At 39.1% G+C, this 24,885-nt stretch carries 17 protein-coding genes; 4 read left to right on the top strand and 13 right to left on the bottom strand.

The features are described 5' to 3' along the window. Positions 1–16: 16 nt before the first annotated feature. Positions 17–4,525 (bottom strand): translocation/assembly module TamB domain-containing protein, encoded by a 4,509-nt coding sequence (locus J580_RS14845; protein ID WP_032004735.1) that lies wholly within the window; start codon positions 4,523–4,525, stop codon positions 17–19. 26 nt (positions 4,526–4,551) lie between these two features. Further along, positions 4,552–7,287 carry an autotransporter assembly complex protein TamA gene (locus tag J580_RS14840; protein WP_032004734.1) on the bottom strand — a complete coding sequence of 912 codons (2,736 nt, stop codon included), beginning with the start codon at positions 7,285–7,287 and terminating at the stop codon, positions 4,552–4,554. Between the two features lie 166 nt (positions 7,288–7,453). Between J580_RS14840 and J580_RS14835 the strand changes: the two genes are divergently transcribed. Further along, positions 7,454–8,776: an MFS transporter gene (locus J580_RS14835; RefSeq protein ID WP_081403659.1), complete on the top strand. Its 1,323-nt coding sequence runs from the start codon at positions 7,454–7,456 to the stop codon at positions 8,774–8,776. Positions 8,777–8,779: 3 nt separating this feature from the next. Continuing rightward, positions 8,780–9,415 carry a 2-polyprenyl-3-methyl-6-methoxy-1,4-benzoquinone monooxygenase gene (gene coq7 / locus J580_RS14830; protein ID WP_002119684.1) on the top strand — a complete coding sequence of 212 codons (636 nt, stop codon included), beginning with the start codon at positions 8,780–8,782 and terminating at the stop codon, positions 9,413–9,415. 44 nt (positions 9,416–9,459) lie between these two features. Here the strand turns inward: coq7 and J580_RS14825 are convergent, their stop codons facing one another. After that, positions 9,460–10,008, bottom strand: a complete 549-nt coding sequence (locus J580_RS14825; protein WP_005073618.1) for a DUF2799 domain-containing protein — start codon at positions 10,006–10,008, stop codon at positions 9,460–9,462. A 405-nt stretch (positions 10,009–10,413) separates the two neighbouring features. On the opposite strand from J580_RS14825, the gene J580_RS14820 reads away from it, so the two are divergent. Beyond that, on the top strand, positions 10,414–11,838 hold the full coding sequence (locus tag J580_RS14820) for a glutamine synthetase family protein (protein WP_032004731.1): 1,425 nt from the start codon (positions 10,414–10,416) through the stop codon (positions 11,836–11,838). A 76-nt stretch (positions 11,839–11,914) separates the two neighbouring features. Here the strand turns inward: J580_RS14820 and J580_RS14815 are convergent, their stop codons facing one another. The 9 genes from J580_RS14815 to J580_RS14775 all read right to left on the bottom strand — a co-directional run bounded on the left by J580_RS14815 (position 11,915) and on the right by J580_RS14775 (position 22,894). Beyond that, positions 11,915–12,631, bottom strand: coding sequence for a response regulator (locus tag J580_RS14815; RefSeq protein WP_017398504.1), 717 nt, complete (start codon positions 12,629–12,631; stop codon positions 11,915–11,917). Positions 12,632–12,642: 11 nt separating this feature from the next. Further along, positions 12,643–15,297: a sensor histidine kinase gene (locus tag J580_RS14810; protein ID WP_032004730.1), complete on the bottom strand. Its 2,655-nt coding sequence runs from the start codon at positions 15,295–15,297 to the stop codon at positions 12,643–12,645. 38 nt (positions 15,298–15,335) lie between these two features. Then, positions 15,336–15,941 carry a potassium-transporting ATPase subunit KdpC gene (gene kdpC, locus J580_RS14805; protein ID WP_032004729.1) on the bottom strand — a complete coding sequence of 202 codons (606 nt, stop codon included), beginning with the start codon at positions 15,939–15,941 and terminating at the stop codon, positions 15,336–15,338. A 13-nt stretch (positions 15,942–15,954) separates the two neighbouring features. Next, the gene (kdpB, locus tag J580_RS14800; protein WP_081403658.1) at positions 15,955–17,994 is read right to left on the bottom strand and encodes a potassium-transporting ATPase subunit KdpB; all 2,040 of its coding nucleotides are present in this window, start codon (positions 17,992–17,994) and stop codon (positions 15,955–15,957) included. 8 nt (positions 17,995–18,002) lie between these two features. Beyond that, a complete protein-coding gene (gene kdpA, locus J580_RS14795) occupies positions 18,003–19,712 on the bottom strand; it encodes a potassium-transporting ATPase subunit KdpA (protein WP_032004726.1) in 1,710 nt (569 codons plus the stop codon). Between the two features lie 258 nt (positions 19,713–19,970). Next, a complete protein-coding gene (locus J580_RS14790) occupies positions 19,971–20,408 on the bottom strand; it encodes a 2-amino-4-hydroxy-6-hydroxymethyldihydropteridine diphosphokinase (RefSeq protein ID WP_032004724.1) in 438 nt (145 codons plus the stop codon). Further along, positions 20,365–20,745 carry a dihydroneopterin aldolase gene (gene folB, locus J580_RS14785; RefSeq protein WP_032004722.1) on the bottom strand — a complete coding sequence of 127 codons (381 nt, stop codon included), beginning with the start codon at positions 20,743–20,745 and terminating at the stop codon, positions 20,365–20,367. Before folB ends, J580_RS14790 begins: the two co-directional genes overlap by 44 nt. A gap of 15 nt (positions 20,746–20,760) precedes the next feature. Further along, a complete protein-coding gene (locus J580_RS14780; RefSeq protein ID WP_032004721.1) occupies positions 20,761–22,059 on the bottom strand; it encodes an ABC1 kinase family protein in 1,299 nt (432 codons plus the stop codon). 58 nt (positions 22,060–22,117) lie between these two features. Continuing rightward, positions 22,118–22,894 carry a HesA/MoeB/ThiF family protein gene (locus J580_RS14775; RefSeq protein ID WP_032004720.1) on the bottom strand — a complete coding sequence of 259 codons (777 nt, stop codon included), beginning with the start codon at positions 22,892–22,894 and terminating at the stop codon, positions 22,118–22,120. Positions 22,895–23,067: 173 nt separating this feature from the next. On the opposite strand from J580_RS14775, the gene J580_RS14770 reads away from it, so the two are divergent. Then, positions 23,068–23,646: a flavin reductase family protein gene (locus J580_RS14770; RefSeq protein ID WP_017385442.1), complete on the top strand. Its 579-nt coding sequence runs from the start codon at positions 23,068–23,070 to the stop codon at positions 23,644–23,646. A gap of 90 nt (positions 23,647–23,736) precedes the next feature. Here the strand turns inward: J580_RS14770 and J580_RS14765 are convergent, their stop codons facing one another. Next, entirely contained in the window at positions 23,737–24,873 is a 1,137-nt protein-coding gene (locus tag J580_RS14765; protein WP_025466499.1) for an acyl-CoA dehydrogenase family protein, read from the bottom strand. Positions 24,874–24,885: the final 12 nt, after the last annotated feature.

Raw genomic sequence — 24,885 nt, 5'->3', positions numbered from 1 at the left:
TATTGGTTTCAACTAACTAAAAGCGCCAGTTGTAGAAAAGATCGATTGCTCTTTCTAGAGATTGACTTGCTTCTAAATATAAACGTCGATTCATTTGATAACGTAAAGTGAGTTTGTTTACAGGAGTAAACACCCCAACACCATAGCGAATAAACAGATCTGGTGTGATATAACCCGTTAAACTCACTTGCGTATCATCACCTGTACCTTGTGCATCTAAAGCTAAACCGCTCAAACCAAACGTACGTCCAATCTGGTTAGTTAAAGCACGTGTACCACCCAAGCCCATACTAATACCCGCAGCAGCAATGGTGTTATTTACATCGGACTTAAATCCTTCTGCATTACTTAAACCACTTGAACCTTCATTAATACGACCCGTAACGAGCGCGTTCAATGCTTCTTGCTCAGATAGTCCGGCATCGTTATAGACCTGAATGTTTGGTGATGTCGCAGTACCTGTAACACGTACGCCAACCATACTTCCCTGAACATTTTTATTCGCATCGATATCTAAAGTCGGGTTAGCCAATGGTCCGTTAAAACGGGCAATTGCTCGGTTCAAGTCTAGACTTTGTCCATAGGCTTCGATTTTCACTTTTTGGCTGACACCAATCGCTCCGTTAGCTCTCATTGCAGTCTCATAGCCACGTTGGCTTAAGTTTAGACGACCAACTAATGGAATATTACTGTTAAAGCCTTGGAAGATAACTTGTTTTCCTATATTAACAGAAATGTCAGCTCGAATATCCCAAGGTTTAGCAGCCCGTAAAATTGCAAGTGGGTCTTGACCTTGGCGCACGATGCGAACATCTGATGACGTATTAATGATTGGAGCAGTTGTTTCTGGCATTGAAATACGTGCACGAGGAACATCTACAGATCCTTTTAAGCTTAAACGCTTATCAAAAGGATACATATCAAGTGTCAGATTCGGGTTGGCAATTGCTGTAATTAATGGCGCTTGACGTACCAGTAAATTATCACCTTTCAGATTTAATTGAAGGCGCGGCGCATCTTTCCACTCAAAACTACCTTTAAGCAAGCCTACACCTTGCCCACTATTAAACGCTCCATCAATTGTTGCCATATCCTGACGAATTGATGAATATACCTGCACATTAGTTAGATTTACTGGCAGAGAAATCATGCTGATCGCACCATTCTTCAGGCGCATTTCACCAGTAAATTGAGGTTGAGTTAATGTACCGTTGACTTTACCAGCCAAGGCTAACGTCCCACTCATTGAGCGAACATCTTGAATAAATGGTTTCAAGACTTTTAATTGAACATCATTAAAGGCCACTTCACCATGCATTGGCATTGAAGACTGGAATGGGTTGATAATAACATTCGCATAACCCGTACCAATATCTGGTGTTTTAACATCAATACGGAATAGCAGCCCCTCTGATACACTTTTTGCAATCACTCCTAACTCATCATAAGCCAAAGTCGTTGCGGGGTCTTGCGGATCTTCAGCAGCTAAACCGATTTCACCTTTACGCGTAATTAAACGTGCATCAAGTTTTGGATTACCACCATTTACCCACGATGCCTTAGCGTAACCATTTAATTGTCCAGTCATCGCTAAGCCTTCTGGCATAAATGCCGCGAAATCACTTAAGTCCATGTTCTGAGTTACAAAGGAAATATTCCCTCGTGCTTTACTCACTCTTACAGGCTGATCAAAACAGAGCTGACTATTGGTACTTTGCCAGCAATGTTGGCCCACATATAGCTCAGATTTCGCTGAAGAAAAAATTACTGGAGCATTTTGATTTTGTGCCAGACGAATTCGTCGTGAATCAAAACTTCCTTTCTGGATTTGACCTAACCAATCATTCTTTTGATTAAATCCACCTGCCAACTGAACATAGAACTTGGAAACACTATTATTGCCAAGTACTTTCAATAAATGTGCTTTTCTTGTTCCTGTCAAATTCACTTCAGCAGACTGGATTTCTCTATTTCCGCTACGCAGATTATTTAATTTTGCGGTTAATTGAGTCGGTGTTGTTTCCGATGTTGGAAGCTCACCCTGAATACTCAATCTCTTCACACTTACAAGTGTATTAAAAGCAAAATTATCTACGGCAATATTCGCTGTTGCTTTTAAACGTGGTTGTGATTGAACATTCAAATCACCATAAGCTCGACCACGCAGCCCGGGATATAACTCGTAGAGTGCTGGTGCATTCAACTTAATTTTTAGATTTTGTGCATTGCCAGTAGCTTGTAGCTGGTTCTGTCCATACACTAAAAATAAGTTATTCGCTTCAAATTGCTGAGGTAAAAAGCCATTTTGATTGGAATCCATCAATAGAGATAGATTACCCTTACCCCGAACAGGTTTATTATTTAAAAAGCCTGCAAGATTCAATTGTTGAATATTAATTCGCTTCAAGTGATCAGACCAAACCCCTTGAGTTTTCAGGTTTCCTGAAATTTCACCTTTAACAGTTGAGGCAAAATATTGAGGCTTAAAGCGTACTAATGAACTATTAATATCCCATGCAATGCGGTCTTTTAAATTGACAGAACCAGTAGCATAGATTTTTCCAGCTACCCCATCATGTTGTAACTGGCTAATTCGAATAAAATCTGGCGTGCCCGCTATAGAAAACTTCAACAAACCATTTGCCTGTTTTAAGGCTTTTAAAGACCCGTCATAATTAACCGCAAAGCCTTTAAAGCCGCCACCAGCTTTAACATCATGAAATAATAATGCTGCTGTACTTTTTCCACCTAAACTTACAGTTTCTTGACCTGCTTGAGCCAATCGACCAGTTAAATCAATTTTCTCAAACTGAATAATTTGCTGGTTTGGTTTAGCGAAACCATTTGCCTTAATCGAACCGTTTAATAGATTGACCGGCGCTGCTGCATGAATACTTTGCGGATTAAAATCTTTTGCATTTAATAAAGCATTCCAAGCCAGCTGTCGTTTTTCAGTAGGTAATAAAACTTTAGCCTGACCTGTTAAGCTACCTTTTTCAGCAGCAAAACTAAAATTAGGAACATTTAAGATATTATCTTTAACATTCAGGTTGGCTAGATATTGTCCTGCTGGCAATAAAGTTTTTTCATGCTGATATACTTTTGTAGCAACCTTAATATCTTGTTGACCGTCACGTAATGTTAAATCGACTTGACCATTATCACTACTTAACCATCCAATATAAGGCATTGCACGGTCTATATTCGCCCACGCCACATTCATGAGCATTGGTTGAGGTTTATTATTTTTTTCAGGCGCCTGATTAAGCTTGAGTTTCCAAGACTCATAACGGTCAAAATCAACGTTAGCAAATACTTCTGTGCCTTTTTCCAAAGAACCAGTTGAAGCAATAGCAGCATCTAAACTTGGCGGTAAAAAGTCTTGAACCACCTGAGGAATCGCTTTGTCTTTAGGATTAATGCGATCTAAACGACCTTTGATGTCCCAAGTCACATGATCTTTCCAATTCACCAGACCTTTAAGATTAACGGCACCTTTCATAACTTGGCCATTGAAATCGGTAATATTAAGCTGATGAACTAAATCAGTATTCATTAAAGCGTTGTACTGACCTTCAGGTAAATTCTCACCCTTTAAATCTGTATCAAGTGCCAAATTAAGCTGTTTAATATCACCTTGAAACTTGATCACACCATTTTTTGCAAAAAGTTTTTGTTCTTGTAATAAAGGTAAGTGATAGTTTTTTAATAATAGTTCACCTTGCATTGGAACTTCATCGCGAACAGGATGCAATATTACCCAACCTGTTAATAGATCGGGAGTGGTTGTTGCAACCCCAGCTTTTATAGTATCTAAACTTCCCCGAGCAGCCACTTTAATATTTTGAATATTTAGACTTTTTAAAGATGGGATTCTTAAATCTGCTGTGGCATCTAATGGATATTTACCACTGAAATCCATTTTACCTGTTGCGTTATGGACTGAAAGATAGCCCATATCCATACTAGATTTTTCAAATTCCAGTTTGGTCTCTGACCAAAGTGCATCCTGCAAATGGACATCATGAAAACTTACATCTGAGGTTGCTAACTTAATTTCTAAATGATCAACATCACCTTCATCTATACGTAAAACGAATGGCAATTTGATTGGTTTAAATTCAAACGGTTTACCAGAAGGCGGAGTTTTATTAATAATACGTAAGTTGCGTACATCTGCATGGCTTAAATGCACTTCTTTTTCTAATAATAAAGAGCGCCACCCTAAGCCTACATCAGCTCGATCTAATGAAACATCAACGTCTTTTAATTGCACCAACACATTTTTGAGAATAATGCCTCGCAATAAGTTGCCGCCTTCATATTCATATTTAATTATTTTCTGAGCTTCTAAAACTCGATCTAATAAAAAACGGCTTCCGCGGTCCGTTGACATCATGATGACTAACGAAGAAGCCAATAATAATAATATGATCAATATCGTCAGCAAGAAGCTACGCAAAATGCGACGCTTCTTCTTAGGAGAGCTTGGTGCCGAAGTGGGCTGCTGTTCTACTTCCGCCATAAAATAAACCTAATAAAATTTTATTTTTAAAGTTGTGGGCCTATAAAGAAATGTAAACGAATCGGATGGTTCTCATCTGAAATACCCGAAGCGACATCTAAACGGATTGGGCCGATTGGAGACTTCCAGCGAATTCCGACACCAACGCTATAAGCTGCTGGATTACTGAAATCTTTATCGTAAGCATTACCAAAGTCAGAGAAAACAGCTGCTCGCCATCCATCTTTGAACTGATAGTTATATTCTAAAGAACCTACAGCTAAAGCTTGGCCCCCAATTTTATATCCATCTACTTCTGGAGAAAGACTTTTATAGTCAAATCCACGAATCGTTTGGTCACCACCCGTAAAGAATCTAAGATTGTATGGAACTTTGTCAAAGTCATCTGTAAAAATATAACTAAGGTCAGATCTTCCAACAAATTGGTGATCATCATTTTTACCTAGAGAATAAATAAATCTCCAGCCTGCACTCGCAATTGCCATATTGGCATCAGACAGTAAACTCTCGCTGCCTAATTCTAATTTATAAGTTTGTTTAAAAGCTTTTGTTGGGTTTAAACGTGTATTACTTGAAGTTTTAGATGTTTCATAACTAAACAATAATGCTTCTTGCTCAGACGCAGCTGTTTTAAAAGCATCTGGTAATTCAGAAATATCAACATTACCTTTTTGGGTCAAACGGTCTAAACGATAACGAACACCAATAGTGTGTTGCCAATTTCCTAATGGACGTTTGATTACGCGCTCCCCGCCCACAACAGCAGATTCGGTTAATAGGCTTACATCCGGACCGATATCATCCCGTGTTTCACGCTCATAACCGCCAACGATATTAAAATAGTCATTTAACGGATGTTTATAGGGAATACTATATCGACCATCAATCGATTGACGAATTTCAGAGACTTCTAAGTTGGCATCAAAAGAATGACCATATTTATTTACGATAGAACGGCGATATTGACTACGTAAACGCGCCCCCGTATCGGTTCCATAACCAATACCAGTTTCTAAACTATTTAGCTTGTCAGCATTTAAAGTCACAATAACTGGAATTCTTTTTGTTTCACGTGCTTGAGCTTGTAAACGATCCTGTTCAGTTTCCTGTTCATCATGCTGAGCTGCGGCACTTTGCAACATCGCAGTTTGAGGCTCTGCCTGTTTCGCATTTTGTGTTCCGGCAAACTGTTTTTCATCGACTACGTTCTGCGTAACTTCTTTATTGGATGTCGCTAATTGACGTGCTTTCGCAAGTTGTCGTTGTTCTGGTGAAAGTAAATTAGACTCATCAACATCAATATTTTGCTCATCGACCAAAGCTTGTAAATCTGGTGGTAATTCAAGTGGCTTTTCAATTGGATCTGGCTTAATGCTATCAACCAATGTGTAATTAAAATAACGCGAGTTGGTTAGGTTATTCGCGAGCACATTTACACGCCAGAAAGCATAGTCATCACCTTCTTTCCAAGGCGCCATACTTTCTAAGATATTTTGATTTAATGGCAAAGGTTTCGAAGGATCGCTCATACGAAACTCGACCTTATCTAATTTATAACGCTCACCTGTCTCGTAGCGTAAATTAATATCGGCCTTATTTTCTGGCTGACTTACTTTTACATCATGCAATCGCCAATAAGCATCAAAATAACCGTTATCAGATGCTGCGTCGACAATACGGGTTTTAGTGGTTTCATATAAACCGTGATTAAAGATATCACCCACATCTTGATCAGGAACTAAGCGAATAACCTGAAATTGCGGCTGCTTTTCGCCTGGACCTGTAAACTCAATATTTTGCTCATTAATTCGTACTGGTTCATTTGGTGTCACTCTGACACGAACACGACTCGGACTTAATTTTTCAAATCGGAACTCAGCATTATAGTAACCAACAGCTTGAGCAGCCTGATTACTTAATGTTCTAAGCTGAGGTAAAGCAGCATTAAAGTCTTCAAAAGATTCTTGAGTAAATGTTGAAAGCTTACCTTTAATATTTTTAGCTAACACATCTGAAGCGCCTTCTACCTCTGCGCTAATACGCGGTACTTGTTCCATCGGAATTGCACGCGGCGGACGTACTTTATTTAAAATACGTTTAAAGAAACCAGCTTGCTCAGGTGGTTCTTCGGCCTCTGGTGTCAATTCAGGTAGTGTTTTTCCAGTCTCATTGGCTTCCACTACAATCTTACTATCAGACTTAATCTCTTGCATAAGCTGATCAATATTTACAGGTGCCTGATTAATTTGATTTAATTCAGATTGAGTTGCATCGCTTACAGTAACTTCAGGGAGTTTCTGAGTCCCATTTTGAAAGTTCTGTGCTTCATTCTTCGCTTCTTCCGCTACCCTATAAATTTCATTTGCCATGTTTTGATCAACAGGCATATCGGGTAAATCTTCAAGATTATCAAGAGTAATTGGCTTAAATTCATCAATTTGATTTGGAAATTGTTCTTGTTGTTGCAATATAGCCAAGCTATCTTGTTGCTGCTGAGCTTGGGTTACAAGTGTAGCGATATCTGTAACTGGAGCAGTATATTGCTCGTTAACCTGAGCTGATTGTTCAGTTGACTCATCAGATACTGTCTGGTTTAAAGTTGTTGATGAACTATTCTCAACAGAAGTTTGAGCAAAACTTGGCGTTACGCAAACGCTTAACAACAAGCTGCTACAAATAAGTTTAGGAATGCCCTGCATTTTTAAAATTAAATGCATAGAATGTGAGAGAGTTGACTGTTTAAACTTAATTTTAGAAGGCATAGAAAACTCTAGACTTATTTTTTAATAAAACGCACCAATGTGAGTGTAAAACTCACTCAAAACCATTGATTTTTCATTTAATCAAGCGTTAAAAATATCATACATGGTTTTCGATGCAAATTAACACTCGGTCACATTTTTTTATAAAACACAATGAAGTTTGCACATGATGAAACAAGATGAGCACCTGATGACCTCACGTCGGTTTGTACCGATGTTTTTTACCCAGTTTTTTGGCGCATTAAATGATAACGTTTTTAAGCAAGCTTTATTATTGGTGATTACTTATGGATGGATTCAGCAACAATCTGCTCCCGTAAGTACTCTTAATAATTTGGCAGCCCTCTTGTTTATTCTGCCATATTTCTTTTTTTCAGCCACAGCTGGACAAATCGCCGACAAATACGAACGATCTCAACTCGTCCGTGGTATTAAAATTTTAGAAATCATCATTATGCTCATCGGTACTGCGGGTTTCCTGTTAGGAAACTTATGGCTACTTCTTTTTGCTTTATTTTTGATGGGTACACATTCGACGTTCTTCGGCCCGATTAAATACGCAATTTTGCCTGAAATCTTAAAACCGAACGAGTTAATGTCCGGTAATGCGCTATTTCAATCCGGCACATCCATGGCGATCTTGTTCGGGATGATCTTAGGTGGTGCCGTAATTGCCTCATCAGATGGTAATTTATTGTGGATTAGTATCACCGTAGTGGCTATTGCTTGCATAGGCTATTTATTTAGTCGCTTCATTTTGCCGCAAAAAGTTGCTGCACCTGACTTAAAGATTGACTGGAATTTTATCCGTACAAGCTTTCAAACCATTAAATATGCCAAAAGCTTACCGCTAGTATTCACAATTTTGCTAGGCAACTCATGGTACTGGTTTTATGGCGCGACTTATTTAACTCAAATTCCGCAGCTTACCCAGCAAAACCTTCATGCATCAGAAAATGTCGTTAGCCTGTTACTGACTTTCTTTTCAGTCGGTATTGGTGTGGGTTCTCTTCTTTGCCGTAAAATTGGTGGTTCAGAAATTAATATTAAAATGGTGCCGATTGGTGCAGTTGGCCTTACTGTTTTTGCGCTCTACCTTGCTGCCAGTTTAGCTTTTGTACCAGAAAGAACAGGAGCATTACTTACCTTAAAAGATATTTTTACCCAAGGCTGGGTTTACTACCATGTCATGATTGCTGTGACTTTATTGGGTATTAGTGGCGGTTTCTATATTGTTCCCCTATATGCCATGATGCAGGCTTATTCACCACGTTCACATCGTGCACGTGTTGTTGCAGCAAATAACATCTTAAATGCCGTTTTTATGGTTTCTTCTGCAATTTTTTCAATCTTAATCTTAAGTGTTTTAAAAATTGATATTAAAATACTATTTATTATTACAGCTGTACTTAGTGCAATCTTTAGTATCTGGCTTCTCGCTAGACTAAAACCAATGCTTGCCACAGCCCACCTTTCTTTAGAGGACTAATTTATGCGCCACTATACTGGAATTGATCAACTTATTAACTCATTTGATCAGGCATTGCGTAGTCTTGTTCCGGGTGCAACAGCAGCACAGCGTCAAAATCCAGCTGAAACAGTAGAAACAAAACTTGGTGTAGAAGATGCTCGCCATGTCGCAGGTTTAATGCGTGTTAACCACAGTGGTGAAGTATGTGCTCAAGCACTGTACCATGGGCAAGCCTTAACGGCGAAATTGCCAAATGTACGCCAAGAAATGCAACAAGCAGCGATTGAAGAACAAGATCATTTAGCTTGGTGTGAAGATCGTTTAAAAGAATTAAACAGTCATACAAGTTTGTTAAACCCAATCTGGTACGGGTTGTCATATGGCATGGGTGCCCTTGCCGGTATTGCAGGTGATAAATATAGCTTAGGTTTTGTTGCTGAAACTGAACGTCAGGTTAGTCTGCATTTACAAGATCACTTAAACCAATTACCTGCTCAAGATGAACGCTCTCGTAAAATTTTAGAGCAAATGAATGAAGATGAATTGCATCACCGTCATACTGCACTTGAAGCAGGCGGTGTTGAATTACCATATGCAGTAAAAATTACGATGACTGCTATTTCAAAGTTAATGACAAAAACGAGTTATTATCTTTAAAAACCAAAGGATTGATCTCATTCAGATCAATCCTGTTTAAAATATTATTTTAAGCCGTGATCATATTTGAAACGTTCGATATCTCGAATTGAGTTCCAATAGTTTCTGTTAATACGGTCACGATCAATTTGTAATTCTCTTAAAAGTTTACGATAGCGTTCGCGCTCTTCTGGCTTTAATTTTTCGTTATAAGCACTATCAGAATATTGCTTAAACTTTTCATCATAACGGTCATATTCATTTTTTGCATTGTAGTAATCGGAAGCTGCTCGATAATAAGGTCTTAAACGATTACGCTGCTCGATTGGGCATACATTAATATTGCCATTACCCTCTAAAGCGTTATAAAAAATATTTGATGGCTGGCAATAATACCCTAAGCCCTCTTTATACCCACGTTCATATGATTTTTGATCTGGAACAATATTGGCTTTTCCACACGCTTTATAATATTGATCTAAACGTGGCGAAGATCCCTTTGAACCATCCTTCTCACCCACTAATGACCAATTCGCAGTCTTACATTCTTCTACGCTCATTGCAGCACAACCTGAAAGGCTGATTGCTAAAATGGCTAAACCGATATTTTTCATATTAAGGAAACTCAAAAATAAAATTAAAAAACGCAAAAAATAAAATTCCAGTACATGTGCTATATAAGCCTTGCTCAATTCAAGATTTATAAATAAATGTTTAACTGGATAAGCATTTAAGTTTAAAGCAGTTTGACCATCTCACCAAATGAGAAGCTTAAATTTTTAGCTTTGTTTAATTTTAAAAAGAGAAATCAGTAGAATTTTATAATGCGCTGACTGCTCTTATACGCTAATTTTACTTTACAAATTGATTATAAAAATGAGACTCAACATATTGATTATAAATATAAAAAATCAAATTTCTCATAAAATATTGTTCAACCATCTTTACTCTTTTTTTACGCGATTTCCTTCAAAGGCTACGTTAGGATTTTAGCTAAATAACCACCAAGGTTTTTTATAATGAGTACACTTATTTACCCAAATTTAAACTTAAAAGATCCTCACTTTAAGGCATTTAAAATATCAGATAATTTTATTCCTCCGAAACAATCTGGTACTTTTCAATCAGATCTTTTTTTAAAAGAAGTTGATGAATATTTAAGTTTATATCCTCACACTCAGCACATTGATATTTGTCTACATGACTTAAACGGGCATATTCGTGGCAAACGTATTGATGTTAAGAGTCTGAAAAATCTATCTAATGGATGTTATTTTCCTCTTTCTGTTTATGCCATGAGCCTTGATGGAAAAGTGATTGAAGAAACAGGCTTGGGAAAATATATTGGTGAACCAGATAGACTTTGCCTGCCCATTTTAGGCAGCTTGCAACCAAGTGCCTTATCCCCAGAATTAAATGCTCAGCTTTACCTATCAATGCAAGAAGAAGATGGTTCAGACTGTCGCTATGAACCACGCAATATATTAAAAAAATTATTAAATCAGTTAAATGCTAATAATTATTTCCCTGTCATGGCTGCCGAGCTAGAGTTTTACCTTTTCTCACCTCAGCATCAGTCTGAAACCTGCATAGAAAACCAATGTTTCGATATAGATGCACCGAATAACTATCAGCAAGTCCTAGATGAAGTTGAGAAAGCAGCCCTACTTCAATCTATTGAAATTACCGCTATTGTTGCGGAATCATCCCCTGGACAATACGAATTAAATCTTCAACACAGCCATGACATTTTAAAACTCTGCGATCAAATTAATGCTTTAAAAAGAATTGTAAAGCAAGTCGCAAGAAAACATGACTTAACTGCTTGTTTCATGGCGAAACCGAACTTGGCAAAAGCTGGTAGTGGTATGCATTTTCATATGAGTATGCTTAATCAATACCATGAAAATATATTTAGCTCAGAAATAGAAAAAGATGTGCTTTCTACCAAATTACTCAGCGCGATTAGTGGCCTAATTGAGTTAATGCCTGCATCTATGGCGATTTTAGCGCCTAATATTAATTCTTATAGACGTTTTAAAATTGGCCATCACGTGCCATTAGAAGCCAATTGGGATACCAACAATCGTAATGTCGCAATACGAATTCCATGCTCAGATATACAAAATCAACGCTTAGAATATCGTGTTGCTGGAGCTGACTGTAACCCCTATCTAGTTACAGCGACTATTTTAGCGGGCGCGTCTTATGGCTTATCTCATAAATTACCGCTACCAAAACCTGCACATCTTTTAAAATTTCCAGACGAGCACATTTTGTTAGCCAACAATCAGCCAGAAGCCTTAAAAATATTTAAAGGAAGTCTTATTTTAAAAGGGTATTTAGGGGCAGACTTTGTAGAACATTGGTACACGGTTAAACAGGCTGAATATCAAAACATTTATAATCAAATGACTGAAGCAGAACAACATTGGGATATATAAATAAAAAAAGCAAAAAAACTATAAACCACTTTGCAAACCCTTAGGGAGAAATACCCTAAGGTTTTTTTATATCTAATTAGTGATTTTTCTGTTTAGCTAAAAAACGTAACCCAACACCTGGTTCAGTAGCAATATAGCGTGGCTGAATCGCGTTATCTCCCAACTTACTACGTAACTTGCCCACTAAAATACGTAAATAGTGAGTATCTTCCTGATGAGTTGGCCCCCATAGTTCTTTTAAGAGCTGTGGTTGTGTTAAAAGCTGCCCTTGATAGCGCATTAATAGTGTCAAAAGTTGAAACTCTTTTCGAGTTAAAGTAATTGGTTGTTGCTCGATCCAAACTAAACGTTGCATGACATCAACCTTGAGATAACCATCGTCATACACATGAGCTTCTTGCTGAATCGGTTGATTTCTTAGAATGACACGTATGCGCGCCAAAAGCTCTTGCACACTAAAAGGCTTGGTCATGTAGTCATTTGCGCCAGCATCTAGCAAAGCAACTTTTTCGTATTCATCGGCGCGTACAGATAACACAATAACGGGAACATTCGACCAGCTACGTAATTCTTGCAGCACTTCTTTTCCATCTAAATCGGGTAAGCCTAAGTCCAAAATAACTAAATCAGCCCCTTGGGTTGCCAAAGCCTCTAGGCCTTTGTAACCCGTTTCGCAGAGGATGGTTTTGTATTTTTGAGTTCTTAAAGCAATGTCTAAAAATTTACGGATTTGAGGCTCATCATCGATAATCACAATACGTGTTTCTACAGGTGATGTTTCTGAACTTATCATGAATTTACAACTTATTCTTTTACTGGATGAATGGGTAATTTGATTTGAATTAAAGTACCTTTATTTTGGCGCCCTGAAAATGCTTCTATTGTACCCATATGAGCACCAATAATCGCTTTTACAATTGTTAGCCCTAAACCAGTACCAAACTTTCCACGGTCTCCACGCTCCATAGTATAAAACATATCGAAAATGCGATGTCTTTCGTCTTCAGGGATTCCTGCACCTTTATCTTCAATTTCTATTTTCACCTCATCTTCTGACACAAGATGAGTACGAATCATAACTGGCTCATCTGGAGGTGAAAAGTTTGCAGCATTTTCTAAAACATTAAAAATAGCTTGCTCTACCAGTGCTGGGTGAACATATAAACTAATTGGCTGCTCAGGTAACTGGACTGATACTTGCGTATCTGGTTTATAACGCTTTAAACGGCGGGTTGCCGAACCAATTAATTCATCTACGCCAATCCAGTCTCTTTTTAAAGTTAGACCCTCGTGCCCCAAACGGGTCATATCAAGCAAGTTTTGAATATAACGGTCTAAGCGCTCACCTTCTAAATGAATTGTTTCAAGCAGATCTTGTTGGTCTTGTTCTGGCATTTCAGCTTTAAAATGGGCAAGTGTGTCTGCTGCCCCAATGATAGAAGCAAGTGGCGAGCGTAAATCATGCGATACCGAAGATAATAAAGCAGAACGCAAACGCTCTGTTTCACTGGTGACTTTTGCTTGTTCAAGTTCATTCACCAATTGGGTTCGAAGTACTGCTTGTGCAATGTATTCAATTACACTTTCAGTCAATTTCTTTTGCTCAAAATTTAAGGAAACCACTTCATCCTTAAAGTAAATTCCCACAATACCTAGGCTATTTTTTTGTTCTAAAAGAGGTAAAAACCACCAGTTTGACTGACTCAGAGTATCGGTAAAACGCCCACATGGCTGCTTGTGTTTCAAACACCATTCTGCGGCTACTTTTTCTTTATCATTTAGCTCAATATCAGATGAAATTACCTTATCTCGAATAGAAATCCACACTTTAGTTTGAAGTTGTGTTTCTAAAGTCATACGTCCTGTTTGCATGACTTCTTCAAGGTTTACTGCACTAGAAAGCTTACGCGCCAAGTCTTGCATTACCGTAGTGTAAGCATTCGCAGCTTTTAAAGATAAAACTTGCTGGCGTAACTGAGAAGCTAAACGGCCAGCAATTAAAGCTGCTGCAAAAAAAGCAACAACGGTGACTACCCCTTGGTGTGCTGAAATCTGAAAGGTATAACGCGGGGCAATAAAGAAAAAATTATAGGCCAAGAAACATATTAAGGCTGCCACTACAGCAGCTAACATTCGGGTCTTAGTTGCAACAATTAAAACAGAAATAATAAAAATGACAGAGAAGTCTTCAATACCAAATAGAACTTCGGCAAAGTGAGCTAGAAAAATGCTACCGCACGTCACAGCTAAAACAAAAATGCTTTCTTTTAATGATAAAAATGAAGGCTTTTTGAGCTGATTAATCTTTTTAGTGCCCTGTTCTGGGTGCAAAATGGTTAAAGCAATCGAGTTTTCTTGATTTAATAATTGCTGAGCTAAATTTTTCTTAAATAACTTTAACCACCACGGTGAAATACTTTTACCAATGACAAGATTGGAAATACCTCGATCAACGGCGGCATCCATTAACACTGACGCAACTCGCGGCCCATATAAAACTTCAGTTCGACCACCGAGTTGTCGAGCCAGCTCAAATGCACGATCGATTTCAATATATTCTTTTTTATATGAATTTCCTGAACTCTGTCCAAAGTCCAAACTTTTAGCCACATTCACCACAGTCCACGTAGCCCCATAGCGTTCAGCTAAGCGGCAGCCTGCTCGCACTAAATATTCAGAAGAGCCTTGCCCATCTATCGCAATCATCAATTCATTTTGCAACGATATAGATTTCAAGCCCTTCGAGGCATAACTCTCTTTTAAGTCTGAATCGACATGCTCAGCAACGCATTGCATTGCGAGTTCACGTAATGCTGTTAAATTTGAAATGCTAAAAAAGCCTTGTAATGCCAGATTTGCTTGCTCTGGCACATAGACTTTTCCTTGGTGGAGCCTTTCAATAAGCTCACTGACGGGTAAATCAATTAAGCGGATGTCTCGAATACGGTCAAATACCCGATCTGGTACCGTTTCATTTACTCGAATTCCCGTAATCTGGTACACCACATCATTTAGGCTTTCTAAATGTTGAATATTTATAGTGGTGAATACATCAATACCAGCATCTAGCAACTCATTAACATCTTGCCACCGTCGTTCATGACGACTATTTGGGACGTTGCGATGAGCCAATTCATCAACTAAAACGATTTGCGGATGCCTAAGTAAAATAGCATCCAAGTCCATTTCTTCTAAAGTATGCCCCTGATATTGCATTTCTTTTCTAGTAATCTGAGGCAACCCTTCCAAAATTTTTAGAGTTTCGATTCTTCCATGGGTTTCAACAATACCAACAACAACATCTGTGCCCTGTTGAAATAATTCTTTGGCGCGGGCGAGCATGGCATAGGTTTTTCCTACACCTGGTGCCGCACCGAGAAAGACCGTTAGTCGACCGGCTTGATATCTGTTGACATGATTTAATAAAGCCTCAGCCTGATTTTCGCGATTGCTTTGCACTTGATATCATCCGGTAAACTAACAACTTTATTTTTAAGTTAATGTGTAGATTGTAATTGATCTAAAGCAATATTGAGCTGTAATACATTAACACGAGCTTGCCCCAATACACCAAACTGCTTCGGTTCAACATACTTTTGCAAAAGCTCTTCCACAATCTTAGGGTCTAAATGACGAGCTTGAGCCACTCGAGCAACCTGTAACTGAGCAGATTCAGGACTAATATGCGGATCAATACCACTACCAGATTTAGTCACCAAATCACTTGGTATAGGTGTATTGCCCGTGTGATCTTGTTTTTTCACCGCAAGAATCTGAGCATCAATTTGTTGCTGTAGTTCAGGATTAGTACGCGCTAAGTTTGTACCTGCCATCGCCATCGGGTCATAAGCGACTGCTGAAGGGCGTGGATGAAAATAAGCCACTCCAACAAATGGCTGAGCAACTAATTTTGACCCTAAAACTTTATGATCTATTTCAATCAAACTACCATTCGCTTGATTGTTAAATAACATCTGTCCCGCACCTGTAGCAATAGCACTATAAGCAGCGCCACAGCCAACTAAGGTAAAAATTAATAATCCCAAAGATGCTCTTAAGGTCTGACCCAAATTTGCTTCTGAATTTTGTACATAAGTTTTCATTTCAAACTCCAGATTACAAACCAAATAATTGAACAATCACTACATCAATAGCTTTAATGGCAATGAATGGCAGAACCACACCGCCTACTCCATAAATCAACATATTTCGACGTAATAACTGAGTTGCCGTTGAAGGTTTAAATTTGACGCCTCGGAGTGCGATTGGAATTAATAGCGGGATAATAATCGCGTTAAAAATTAATGCAGATAAAATCGCGCTGTTTGGACTTGCTAAATGCATTACATTCAATACTTGCATTTGTGGAATCGCAGCAGCGAACAATGCAGGCAAAATGGCAAAGTATTTAGAGACGTCGTTTGCCAACGAAAATGTTGTTAAAGCGCCACGGGTAATCAGCTGCTGTTTCCCAATCTCGACCACAGCAAGTAGTTTGGTTGGGTCTGAGTCTAAATCGACCATATTGCCAGCTTCTTTTGCAGCTTGTGTACCTGAATTCATGGCTAAGCCAATATCGGCTTGAGCTAATGCTGGTGCATCGTTGGTTCCGTCACCGACCATTGCAACTAAACGACCTTGTTGTTGTTCGGTGCGAATACAAGCTAATTTGTCTTCTGGTTTTGCTTCGGCAATATAATCATCTACACCAGCTTCAGCAGCAATCGCGGCCGCAGTTAATGGGTTATCACCTGTAACCATGACAGTTTTAATACCCATTTCTCTTAAACGAGCAAAACGTTCTTTAATACCGTGTTTAATCACATCTGAGAGTTCAATCACACCCAACACATGATGTTGATTAGCGACCACTAAAGGTGTTGCTCCTTTTTTGGCAACTTGTTCAACACGCGCTTTTAATTCTAAATCTTGAGAATAATCCTCATCTACAAATTTCAAGATCGCATCTAATGCACCTTTACGAATTTGGTCACCATTCGGTAAATTCACACCAGAAATTCGGGTAGAAGCACTAAAAGAGATAAATTCGGCTTGCTCAGGTTCTTGCTGTTTTAGCCCTTGCTCTTTTGCTAACTTAACAATCGATTTCCCTTCTGGTGTTGGGTCGGCAAGTGAACTTACCCAAGCAGCAGCTCTCAACTCAGACTCGGTTACCGAAGTTAAAGGATAAAAAGATGTCGCTTGACGGTCACCATAAGTAATGGTTCCTGTTTTATCGAGTAAAAGCACATCAATGTCACCCGCAACTTCGACAGCTTTCCCCGATTTCGCCAAAACATTGGCCTTGAGTGCACGGTTCATCCCCGCAATACCAATCGCAGGTAACAAGCCACCAATGGTTGTAGGAATCAAGCAGACCAATAACGCCACGAGCACGACTGGATCAAGTTCAATATGCAAATACTTGGCAATAAATGGCAAGCTAATCACGACAATTAAAAACGTGATTGTCATTACCATTAACAAAAAGCCAAGTGCGATCTCATTCGGAGTTTTCTGGCGATTTGAACCTTCGACCAAAGCAATCATACGGTCTAAGAAACTTTGACCAGATTCAGCAGTCACTTGCACAACAATACGATCTGTAAGAACTTTGGTTCCGCCAATAACACCTGAACGGTCTGTTCCAGCTTCACGTAGCACAGGTGCAGACTCACCTGTAACAGCTGATTCATTAATGGTCGCAAAGCCTTCTACAATCTCACCGTCGGCTGGAACAAGTTCACCTGCATGTACTTCAATAAAATCATTTAAATGAAGTTCGGTCGCTGCAACTTGAGTCGCTTGACGGTCTGTTAATGAGTTAAGCTTTCGAGCCGTTAAATTTTCTCTTGCCGCACGTAATGAAGATGCCTGCCCACGGCCTCTAGCCTCTGCAACAGCTTCGGCATAGTTAGCAAATAAAATGGTAATAAACAGAATTGCTGTAACCACTAAACCAAATAGCAGCGTGGTGTAACCCAAGACTGTACTAATACCTGTAACCACTGTTCCAAGCCATACAATTGCCATCACAGGGTTTTTAATTGCATGCTGCGGTAGCAGTTTCACAAATGCATTTTTCCAAACTTCAAAATTTGGCACTGCCATGGTTTTTTTATGACTATTTACATGAGTTTGTGTATTCATTTTCACTCGCCTCCTTAGCCTTTAACCAACAAAAGTTGATCGGCAATAGGCCCAAGGACAAGAACTGGCATAAATTGTAATAAGGTAAGCAACACAACAATCGTAATCAGCGTTAAAGCAAAGGTTGGAGTTTCAACCTGAAGACTACCTGCTGTTTCGGGTGCTTTTCTTTTTGCTGCTAAACGTGTCGCAATCATTAATGGCAAAATTAATGTCGGGAAACGTCCTAACAGTAGAGCAATACTACAAGTAACATTCCACCATACAGTGTTGTCTCCAAGACCTTCGAAACCTGAACCATTGTTTGCAAATGCAGAAACATATTCGTAGAACACTTGGCTAATACCATGTGGTCCCGGATTACTAATTCCAGATATGCCTGGAACGCTGAGGCTTAATGCGGTGAATGCAAGAATGACTAAAGGTTGAATCAAGATAATAATCGCGAGCAATTTAATTTCTGCTGCTTCAATCTTGCTCCCGAACAATTCAGGGGTACGGCCTGTCATTAAACCTGCAATAAATACGGCAAGTAATAGATAAATCATAAACTGTTGCAGACCACAGCCCACACCACCCCAAATCGCATTAATCAACATGTTGATGAGTTCGACTAAACCAGTAAGCGGCGCAGAAGAATCATGCATCATATTGACCGAGCCGTTATTTACCTGTGTAGTAAGCGCTGCCCAAACTGCTGATGCTGCTGGTCCAAAACGTTGTTCTTTACCTTCCATTACGGCAAATTGAGGTGCTGTCGATGACATACTTTCAGACCAGACAGCCGCTGCACCTGAAATAATCGACATGAAAAGCATGCTACCAAAGACAAAGTAAGCAAACTTTTTACGCTGAGTAAAATGCCCGACCATAAAAATGACTGTGATTGGAATAAGTAAGATCGCAATCATTTCTAGTAAATTAGAAAATGGTGTTGGGTTTTCTAAAGGCACAGAACTATTTGGACCATACCAACCGCCACCATTACTACCCAATTGCTTGATCGCTACCATTGGCGCAACTGGCCCTAAAGGAATTTTTGGGGTTTGTACTGTATTGGCTTTATCAATAAGTTGTACTTCTGGCCCACCTTGGAAAGTTGCTGGCACGCCTTGGCTGTTAAGCAACAATGACCAGACAAAACAGAGTGGAAGTAAGAATCGGACTGTAGGGCGAATTACATCTGCCCAATAGTTACCAATTAAAATTTGATCTGGCTGCTCAGCAACATCGGCCGTAATATGGCTTGGATGCTGATAAAAGAAAGCTCTTAATGTCGCAACAACCAAAGCCAGCCCCATCATTGGAGTAATGACTTGCAAACCTACAATACCTGTCATTTGCGACAAATAAGATAACTGAGCCTGACCAGAATAATGCTGTTGGTTGGTGTTTGTTAAAAATGAAATAACAGTGTGTAGCGCTAAATCCCAACTCATATTTGGTGCATGATTTGGGTTTAATGGTAGCCATGCTTGCGTCATAAAAATAGCAAGAATAGCCACAGCAAGAAAAATACAGCTCACAACAAATGCTAAAGAATATTGTTTCCAGTTCATTTGTTGTTGTGGAGATACACCTAACAAGCGGTATACAGGATTTTCAATCCAACGAAATAATCCATCACCCCACATCGGCTGATTTGCCATCACTTTGGATAGATATTTACTGAGGCACCATGCTAGAAAAATAGCAATAAATAAAACAAGTATAAGTTCTAACATAGCTATTCTCCTCTATACCCCTTGGCTTGATTTGCCAAACTGGAAATAAGGAGAGATGGAGAAATATCATTTGTTTTAAGTCCGCATAAGACAATGCCAGACTGATGCAAGATGCGCATTTGAGAATTTATAAGCATCTTTATTGTCCTGAAATAACACTAATTTAGTGAATTTCAGTATCGATAAAATGCCCGTAAATTCTCTATTGAGGAAGTCAAAGCCCGCGTAAAGTTTGCGTAAAATTTAGTTTGAAGGGTATTAAACTTTAAAATTAACGACTGGATAAATCATGCTATCAGCCTTTAAGGTTTCACAATGCCAAAGTTCATATAAAGGAATTTTTACATCGAGTGCCAAAGGTAGCTTTTTAGAATTAAATTGCATATGGTCCAGATCACTTCCCCATGCAATCAAATCTACATCTAAAGAAATATGATGCGACGGACGAACACGCCCCGACTCTGACTCAAGTTTCTTTAGAAAAGATTCAATTTGGTCACACGATAAAGTGCTTTTTAATAGACATGCCGAATTCCAATAATCATCTCCAATACCATCTCGGCATGGAATTTGATAAACAGATGAAAACTGCACTTTCCCCAATGTTGCCAATTGCGTATAAGCAAAAGTAAAGTGCTGATCTGCGTCTAAATTACTCGCTAGGGCGAGCGCAAAAATTGTTTCTGGTGCGTTCAAGACGAATTCCTACAGCATTTGCTTCTGCAATGATGGCTGGCTTACGGATGGTTATGGTAATTTTTTCAATTGATGGAAAGGTTTCAAACAAACATTGTAAAACCAAATTTGCTGCATGCTCGATTAATTCAGGTTCAGCTTGTTGAATGGCTTGAGCCGATAACTCACAAATCTGCGCATAGTTGAGAGTGTCCTCAAGCTTGTCAGACTCTGCTGCTCGGCTCAAATCATTATGGATGGTTAAATCCAACATTAAAGGTTGAATGATTTGTCTTTCCCAGTTGAAACAGCCAATGACTGTCTCAACTTTCAAGCCTTCAATAATAATGGCATCCATAAATTTAAACTGACCTTAGTGCTTTAATAACGAAGCAGGTTCCATATTTTGAACCATTTTCAAACGCTGGTCTGCATAAATATCAGTATATGGTGCGAGTACGCGCATAAAACGATCGAAATAAAGCATTTGCTTAAATAATAAAGCAAAATCACGTGGGAATTTAATCCCGTGGCGTTCGCCTACACCTACCATATCCATCATGATGTCATTTAAATCGGCTGGATTTGAAGACAAGATCTGTTGCGGATCGGCCATTAATACGCCATTAAACAAACGTTCTAGATCTTGAGCCAACACCTGAACGTCAATTTTGTTATGGGTCATACCCATTTTCAGCATATTTTCAGCCATTGCCTGATAATCAGTTTTTTGTAAGGCATCCATAAATGCAATACATGCTGTCCAAACTTCAGGTTTTAACTGGCCGACGATACCAAAATCAATAAAACCAATACGCCCATCTTCAAGCAACATTAGGTTCCCAGCATGTAAGTCAGCATGAAAACTCTTACACAGCATAAGACTACCGAACCATGTATTCATGGCAGTAATCAGTACTTGCGAAGGATCTTTAGCATATTGTTTTACAACACTAAAGTCTGTCAAAGACACACCATATAGACGTTGCATAGTTAAGACACGACGTGTAGAAAACTGATGATAAACTTTAGGCGCTGTCGCTGCTTTATTTTGTGAAATATTAAGATATTCCACAAAATCATCTAGGTTTTGTGCTTCTTCAATGAAATCGACTTCACGGACCATACGGTTTTTAATTTCATCTACAATTTCAGAAAGAGCTGCGAATTTGATCTTTGGTACAGCACGTTCGAGCAGCTTGGCAGCCCAATGTACTACACTTAAGTCTGTATATAAAATGGTTTCAACACCAGGCTTTTGTACTTTGATAACGACATCTTCACCTGTGGTCAGCTTAGCTGCATGAACCTGAGCAATTGACGCAGAAGCTAATGGCTTTTCATCGATATAGCTAAAAATCTGGCTTAAATCGCGCCCTTCAAATTCAGATGCAAGCACACCTTGAATATAACTAAATGGTAGTGTTGGTGTCTGGTCTAAACAACCTTGAAATTCTTCTACATATTCACGTGGGAAAAGCGATGGCGTACTCGCAATAAACTGACCAAGCTTAATATAAGTTGAACCAAGTGACTCAAAAGTCTCTCGCATGAGTTTGGCATTACTTGGTTTTTCAGTTGCGTATTTAATTCCAGCTTTGGCCGCAACCACTGCTGTTTCACCAATGCGGGCGACTGAACGCAGCCCATCAAACAAAATATTTTTTTTCATATTTCTTCAAAACCAAATCATTCAGGTTGAGTGTAGCAAATTTTGTTTAATTTACTGATTAGCTTGCCTGACAAAGTGGGCAATTTACATCTTTATCAAAACTAACAATACGTTGTGTCATATTTAAACCATCCCACAATAATAGTTTCTGCTTTAAAGGTACACGATTTAAACCTAAATACAGCAAAGTGTGATGTGCTTGTAATGACGCTATCATTACAGGAGTAGTTGCAAGTACCCCTGACTCTGCACAGCGCAGCCCTTCATTGCTATGCTGTTCTTTCGGAAAAAGACATTCATAACAAGCTGAATCTCCTTCAACCATGAACATTTGCGCCTGAAAACCAATTGCTGAAGCGCTAATTAATGCGACCTGATGTTTCTTACAAGCTGCGTTTACCAAATAGCGAGTTGTAAAATTATCACAGCCATCTAAAACCACATCTTGGTGTTCAACAAGTCTATCAATGTTATGTTCGTCTAACCGTTCGTTATAGTATTCAACACAGATATAAGGGTTAATTTTCTGTAAACGTTTAGCTAAAACTTCAGCTTTATAACGTCCAATATCTTCATGACCAAATGCGATTTGTCGTTGTAAGTTACTTATCTCGATCGTATCTGCATCAATCAGTGTAATTTTCCCAACCCCTGCTCGCGCTAGTAGCTCTGCACTACTACATCCTATTCCGCCAGCACCGACAATCAGTACATTAGCAAGTTTGAGTTTTTCCTGAGCTTCAATATCCCATCCATCAAGTAAAATCTGACGGCTATAGAGATGCATTTCTTCATCACTTAACTCTACAAAATCGATATCTTGAAGCTCGGTCACACGTTAATCCTTTCACTTAGAAGCGAAATGATTTTATGATTAAGTTCGTTATTATGAAAGCTATAAAATAGAAACAACTTTTTTATTCTAATAAAGCTTATTTATCAACATTGCATCTATCAAGCTTTCTGCAACAATAGAAATATCTATTTTCTTTATTACTTAGGCTAAATATGACGCAATCATATATTGCACCTGTAGAGTTAGAAAAAGCTTATCGTTTATTAAATCATGGCCCAACTGTGCTTGTTTCTGCACAACATGGTGATGACCGCAATGTGATGGCTGCCGCTTGGGCATGTGCCTTAGAGTTCAAACCAGCTAAAGTGTCCGTAGTTCTCGACAAAAGCACTAAAACCCGACAACTCGTTGAGCAAAGTGGCTATTTCACACTACAAGTTCCCTGCTATGCACAGCTCGATCTGACTCATCAACTTGGAACCATTAGTAAGTTGGATGATCCAGAAAAACTTGAGCATTGCGGTGTTGAGCTATTCTATCAAGAAGGCCTTACCAGCCCGCTTGTATCAGGTTGCATTGCATGGCTTGTCTGTAAACTTATTCCAGAACCACATAATCAGTCAGCTCATGATTTATTTATTGGTTCTGTTGTAGGTGCATGGGCAGATAGCCGCGTTTTTAGAGATGGGCACTGGCATTTTCAAGATGCGCCAAAAGAACTTCGCAGCCTGCACTATATTGCAGGCGGAACTTTTTATTTGATTGGTGAGGAAGTCAAAGCTCAAATTTAATCCTTAAAAAGTGAGTTTCATTTAATTGCAAAAAACCGCATAACAATTGCGGTTTTTTGCAGTCAACAACATTTTTTAAAAATCTAATATTTAAACTTGAGCCACTTCACGCGCAATCACCAAACGTTGAATATCAGAAGCACCTTCATAAATCTGGCTTACACGAACATCACGATAAATTCTCTCTACAGGGAAATCACTCACATATCCATAACCACCATGAATTTGAATCGCATCCGAACACACCCGCTCAGCCATAGTAGATGCAAATAGCTTTGCCATTGAGGCTTCTTTTAAACAAGGTAGCTCCGCATCTTTTAAAGTTGCAGCATGTAAAACCAACTGATGTGCCGCTTCAATCTGGGTCGCCATATCGGCTAAACGGAAACCAACCGCCTGATGCTGAACTAATTCGACTCCAAAAGCTTTACGCTCATTTGCATATTGCACCGCTGCATCAAAAGCCGCTCTTGCCATACCTACCGATTGAGCTGCAATACCAATACGTCCAGCTGCCAAATTAGATAATGCAATTTTATAACCTTCACCCTCTTGCCCCACCAAATTTTCTAAAGGAATTCGGCAGTCCTCAAAAGTAATGGTCGCTGTATCTGAAGCATGTTGACCCATTTTGTCTTCAATACGAGTCACCAAGTAACCTTGTGTATTGGTGGGTACAAGAAAGCACGAAATACCTTTTTTACCAGCTTGTTTATCTGTGACCGCGAACACCAAAGCCACTTGGGCATTTTTACCACTGGTGATAAATTGTTTTACGCCATTAAGCACCCAATGGTCGCCATCTCGCTCGGCTTTACATAAAATCGCGCTCGCATCGGAACCGACATGTGGCTCAGTTAAACAAAAGCATCCTAGCCATTCGCCAGAGGCAAATTTTGGCAAATAGGTTTGTTTTTGCTGCTCTGAACCGTATGCCAGTGTAATACCGCAAATCAAAGAGTTTTGTACGCTTACAATTGTCGAAATAGCACCATCGCCTGCGGCAATTTCCTCAATTGCGAGTACCAAAGATACATAGTCCATTCCGGCACCGCCCCATTCATCGGGCACGGTCATCCCCATAGCGCCTAGTGCACCTAAATCTTTGAGTTCCTGAGCTGGAAATTCATGAGTTTTATCGCGATGTGCAGCAGTTGGCTTTAACTGATTTTGCGCATAGTTACGCATCATCTCCTGAACCATACTTTGTTCAGCATTTAAGATCATTTCAGCATCCTT

Origin of the sequence: Acinetobacter sp. 1542444 (assembly GCF_000581835.1) — a bacterium.
In the GTDB taxonomy this organism is placed as follows: Bacteria; Pseudomonadota; Gammaproteobacteria; order Pseudomonadales; family Moraxellaceae; genus Acinetobacter; species Acinetobacter pittii.
The sequence above is the reverse complement of the archived record's forward strand: the minus strand, read 5'-3'. Positions and strand labels throughout refer to the sequence as shown.

Excerpts from the sequence above, each read along its gene's own strand:
- J580_RS14845 (WP_032004735.1), bottom strand. The coding sequence starts at position 4,525 with ATGGCGGAAGTAGAACAGCAGCCCACTTCGGCACCAAGCTCTCCTAAG.
- J580_RS14840 (WP_032004734.1), bottom strand. The coding sequence starts at position 7,287 with ATGCCTTCTAAAATTAAGTTTAAACAGTCAACTCTCTCACATTCTATG.
- J580_RS14835 (WP_081403659.1), top strand. The coding sequence starts at position 7,454 with ATGATGAAACAAGATGAGCACCTGATGACCTCACGTCGGTTTGTACCG.
- coq7 (WP_002119684.1), top strand. The coding sequence starts at position 8,780 with ATGCGCCACTATACTGGAATTGATCAACTTATTAACTCATTTGATCAG.
- J580_RS14825 (WP_005073618.1), bottom strand. The coding sequence starts at position 10,008 with ATGAAAAATATCGGTTTAGCCATTTTAGCAATCAGCCTTTCAGGTTGT.
- J580_RS14820 (WP_032004731.1), top strand. The coding sequence starts at position 10,414 with ATGAGTACACTTATTTACCCAAATTTAAACTTAAAAGATCCTCACTTT.
- J580_RS14815 (WP_017398504.1), bottom strand. The coding sequence starts at position 12,631 with ATGATAAGTTCAGAAACATCACCTGTAGAAACACGTATTGTGATTATC.
- kdpC (WP_032004729.1), bottom strand. The coding sequence starts at position 15,941 with ATGAAAACTTATGTACAAAATTCAGAAGCAAATTTGGGTCAGACCTTA.
- kdpA (WP_032004726.1), bottom strand. The coding sequence starts at position 19,712 with ATGTTAGAACTTATACTTGTTTTATTTATTGCTATTTTTCTAGCATGG.
- folB (WP_032004722.1), bottom strand. The coding sequence starts at position 20,745 with ATGGATGCCATTATTATTGAAGGCTTGAAAGTTGAGACAGTCATTGGC.
- J580_RS14780 (WP_032004721.1), bottom strand. The coding sequence starts at position 22,059 with ATGAAAAAAAATATTTTGTTTGATGGGCTGCGTTCAGTCGCCCGCATT.
- J580_RS14770 (WP_017385442.1), top strand. The coding sequence starts at position 23,068 with ATGACGCAATCATATATTGCACCTGTAGAGTTAGAAAAAGCTTATCGT.
- J580_RS14765 (WP_025466499.1), bottom strand. The coding sequence starts at position 24,873 with ATGATCTTAAATGCTGAACAAAGTATGGTTCAGGAGATGATGCGTAAC.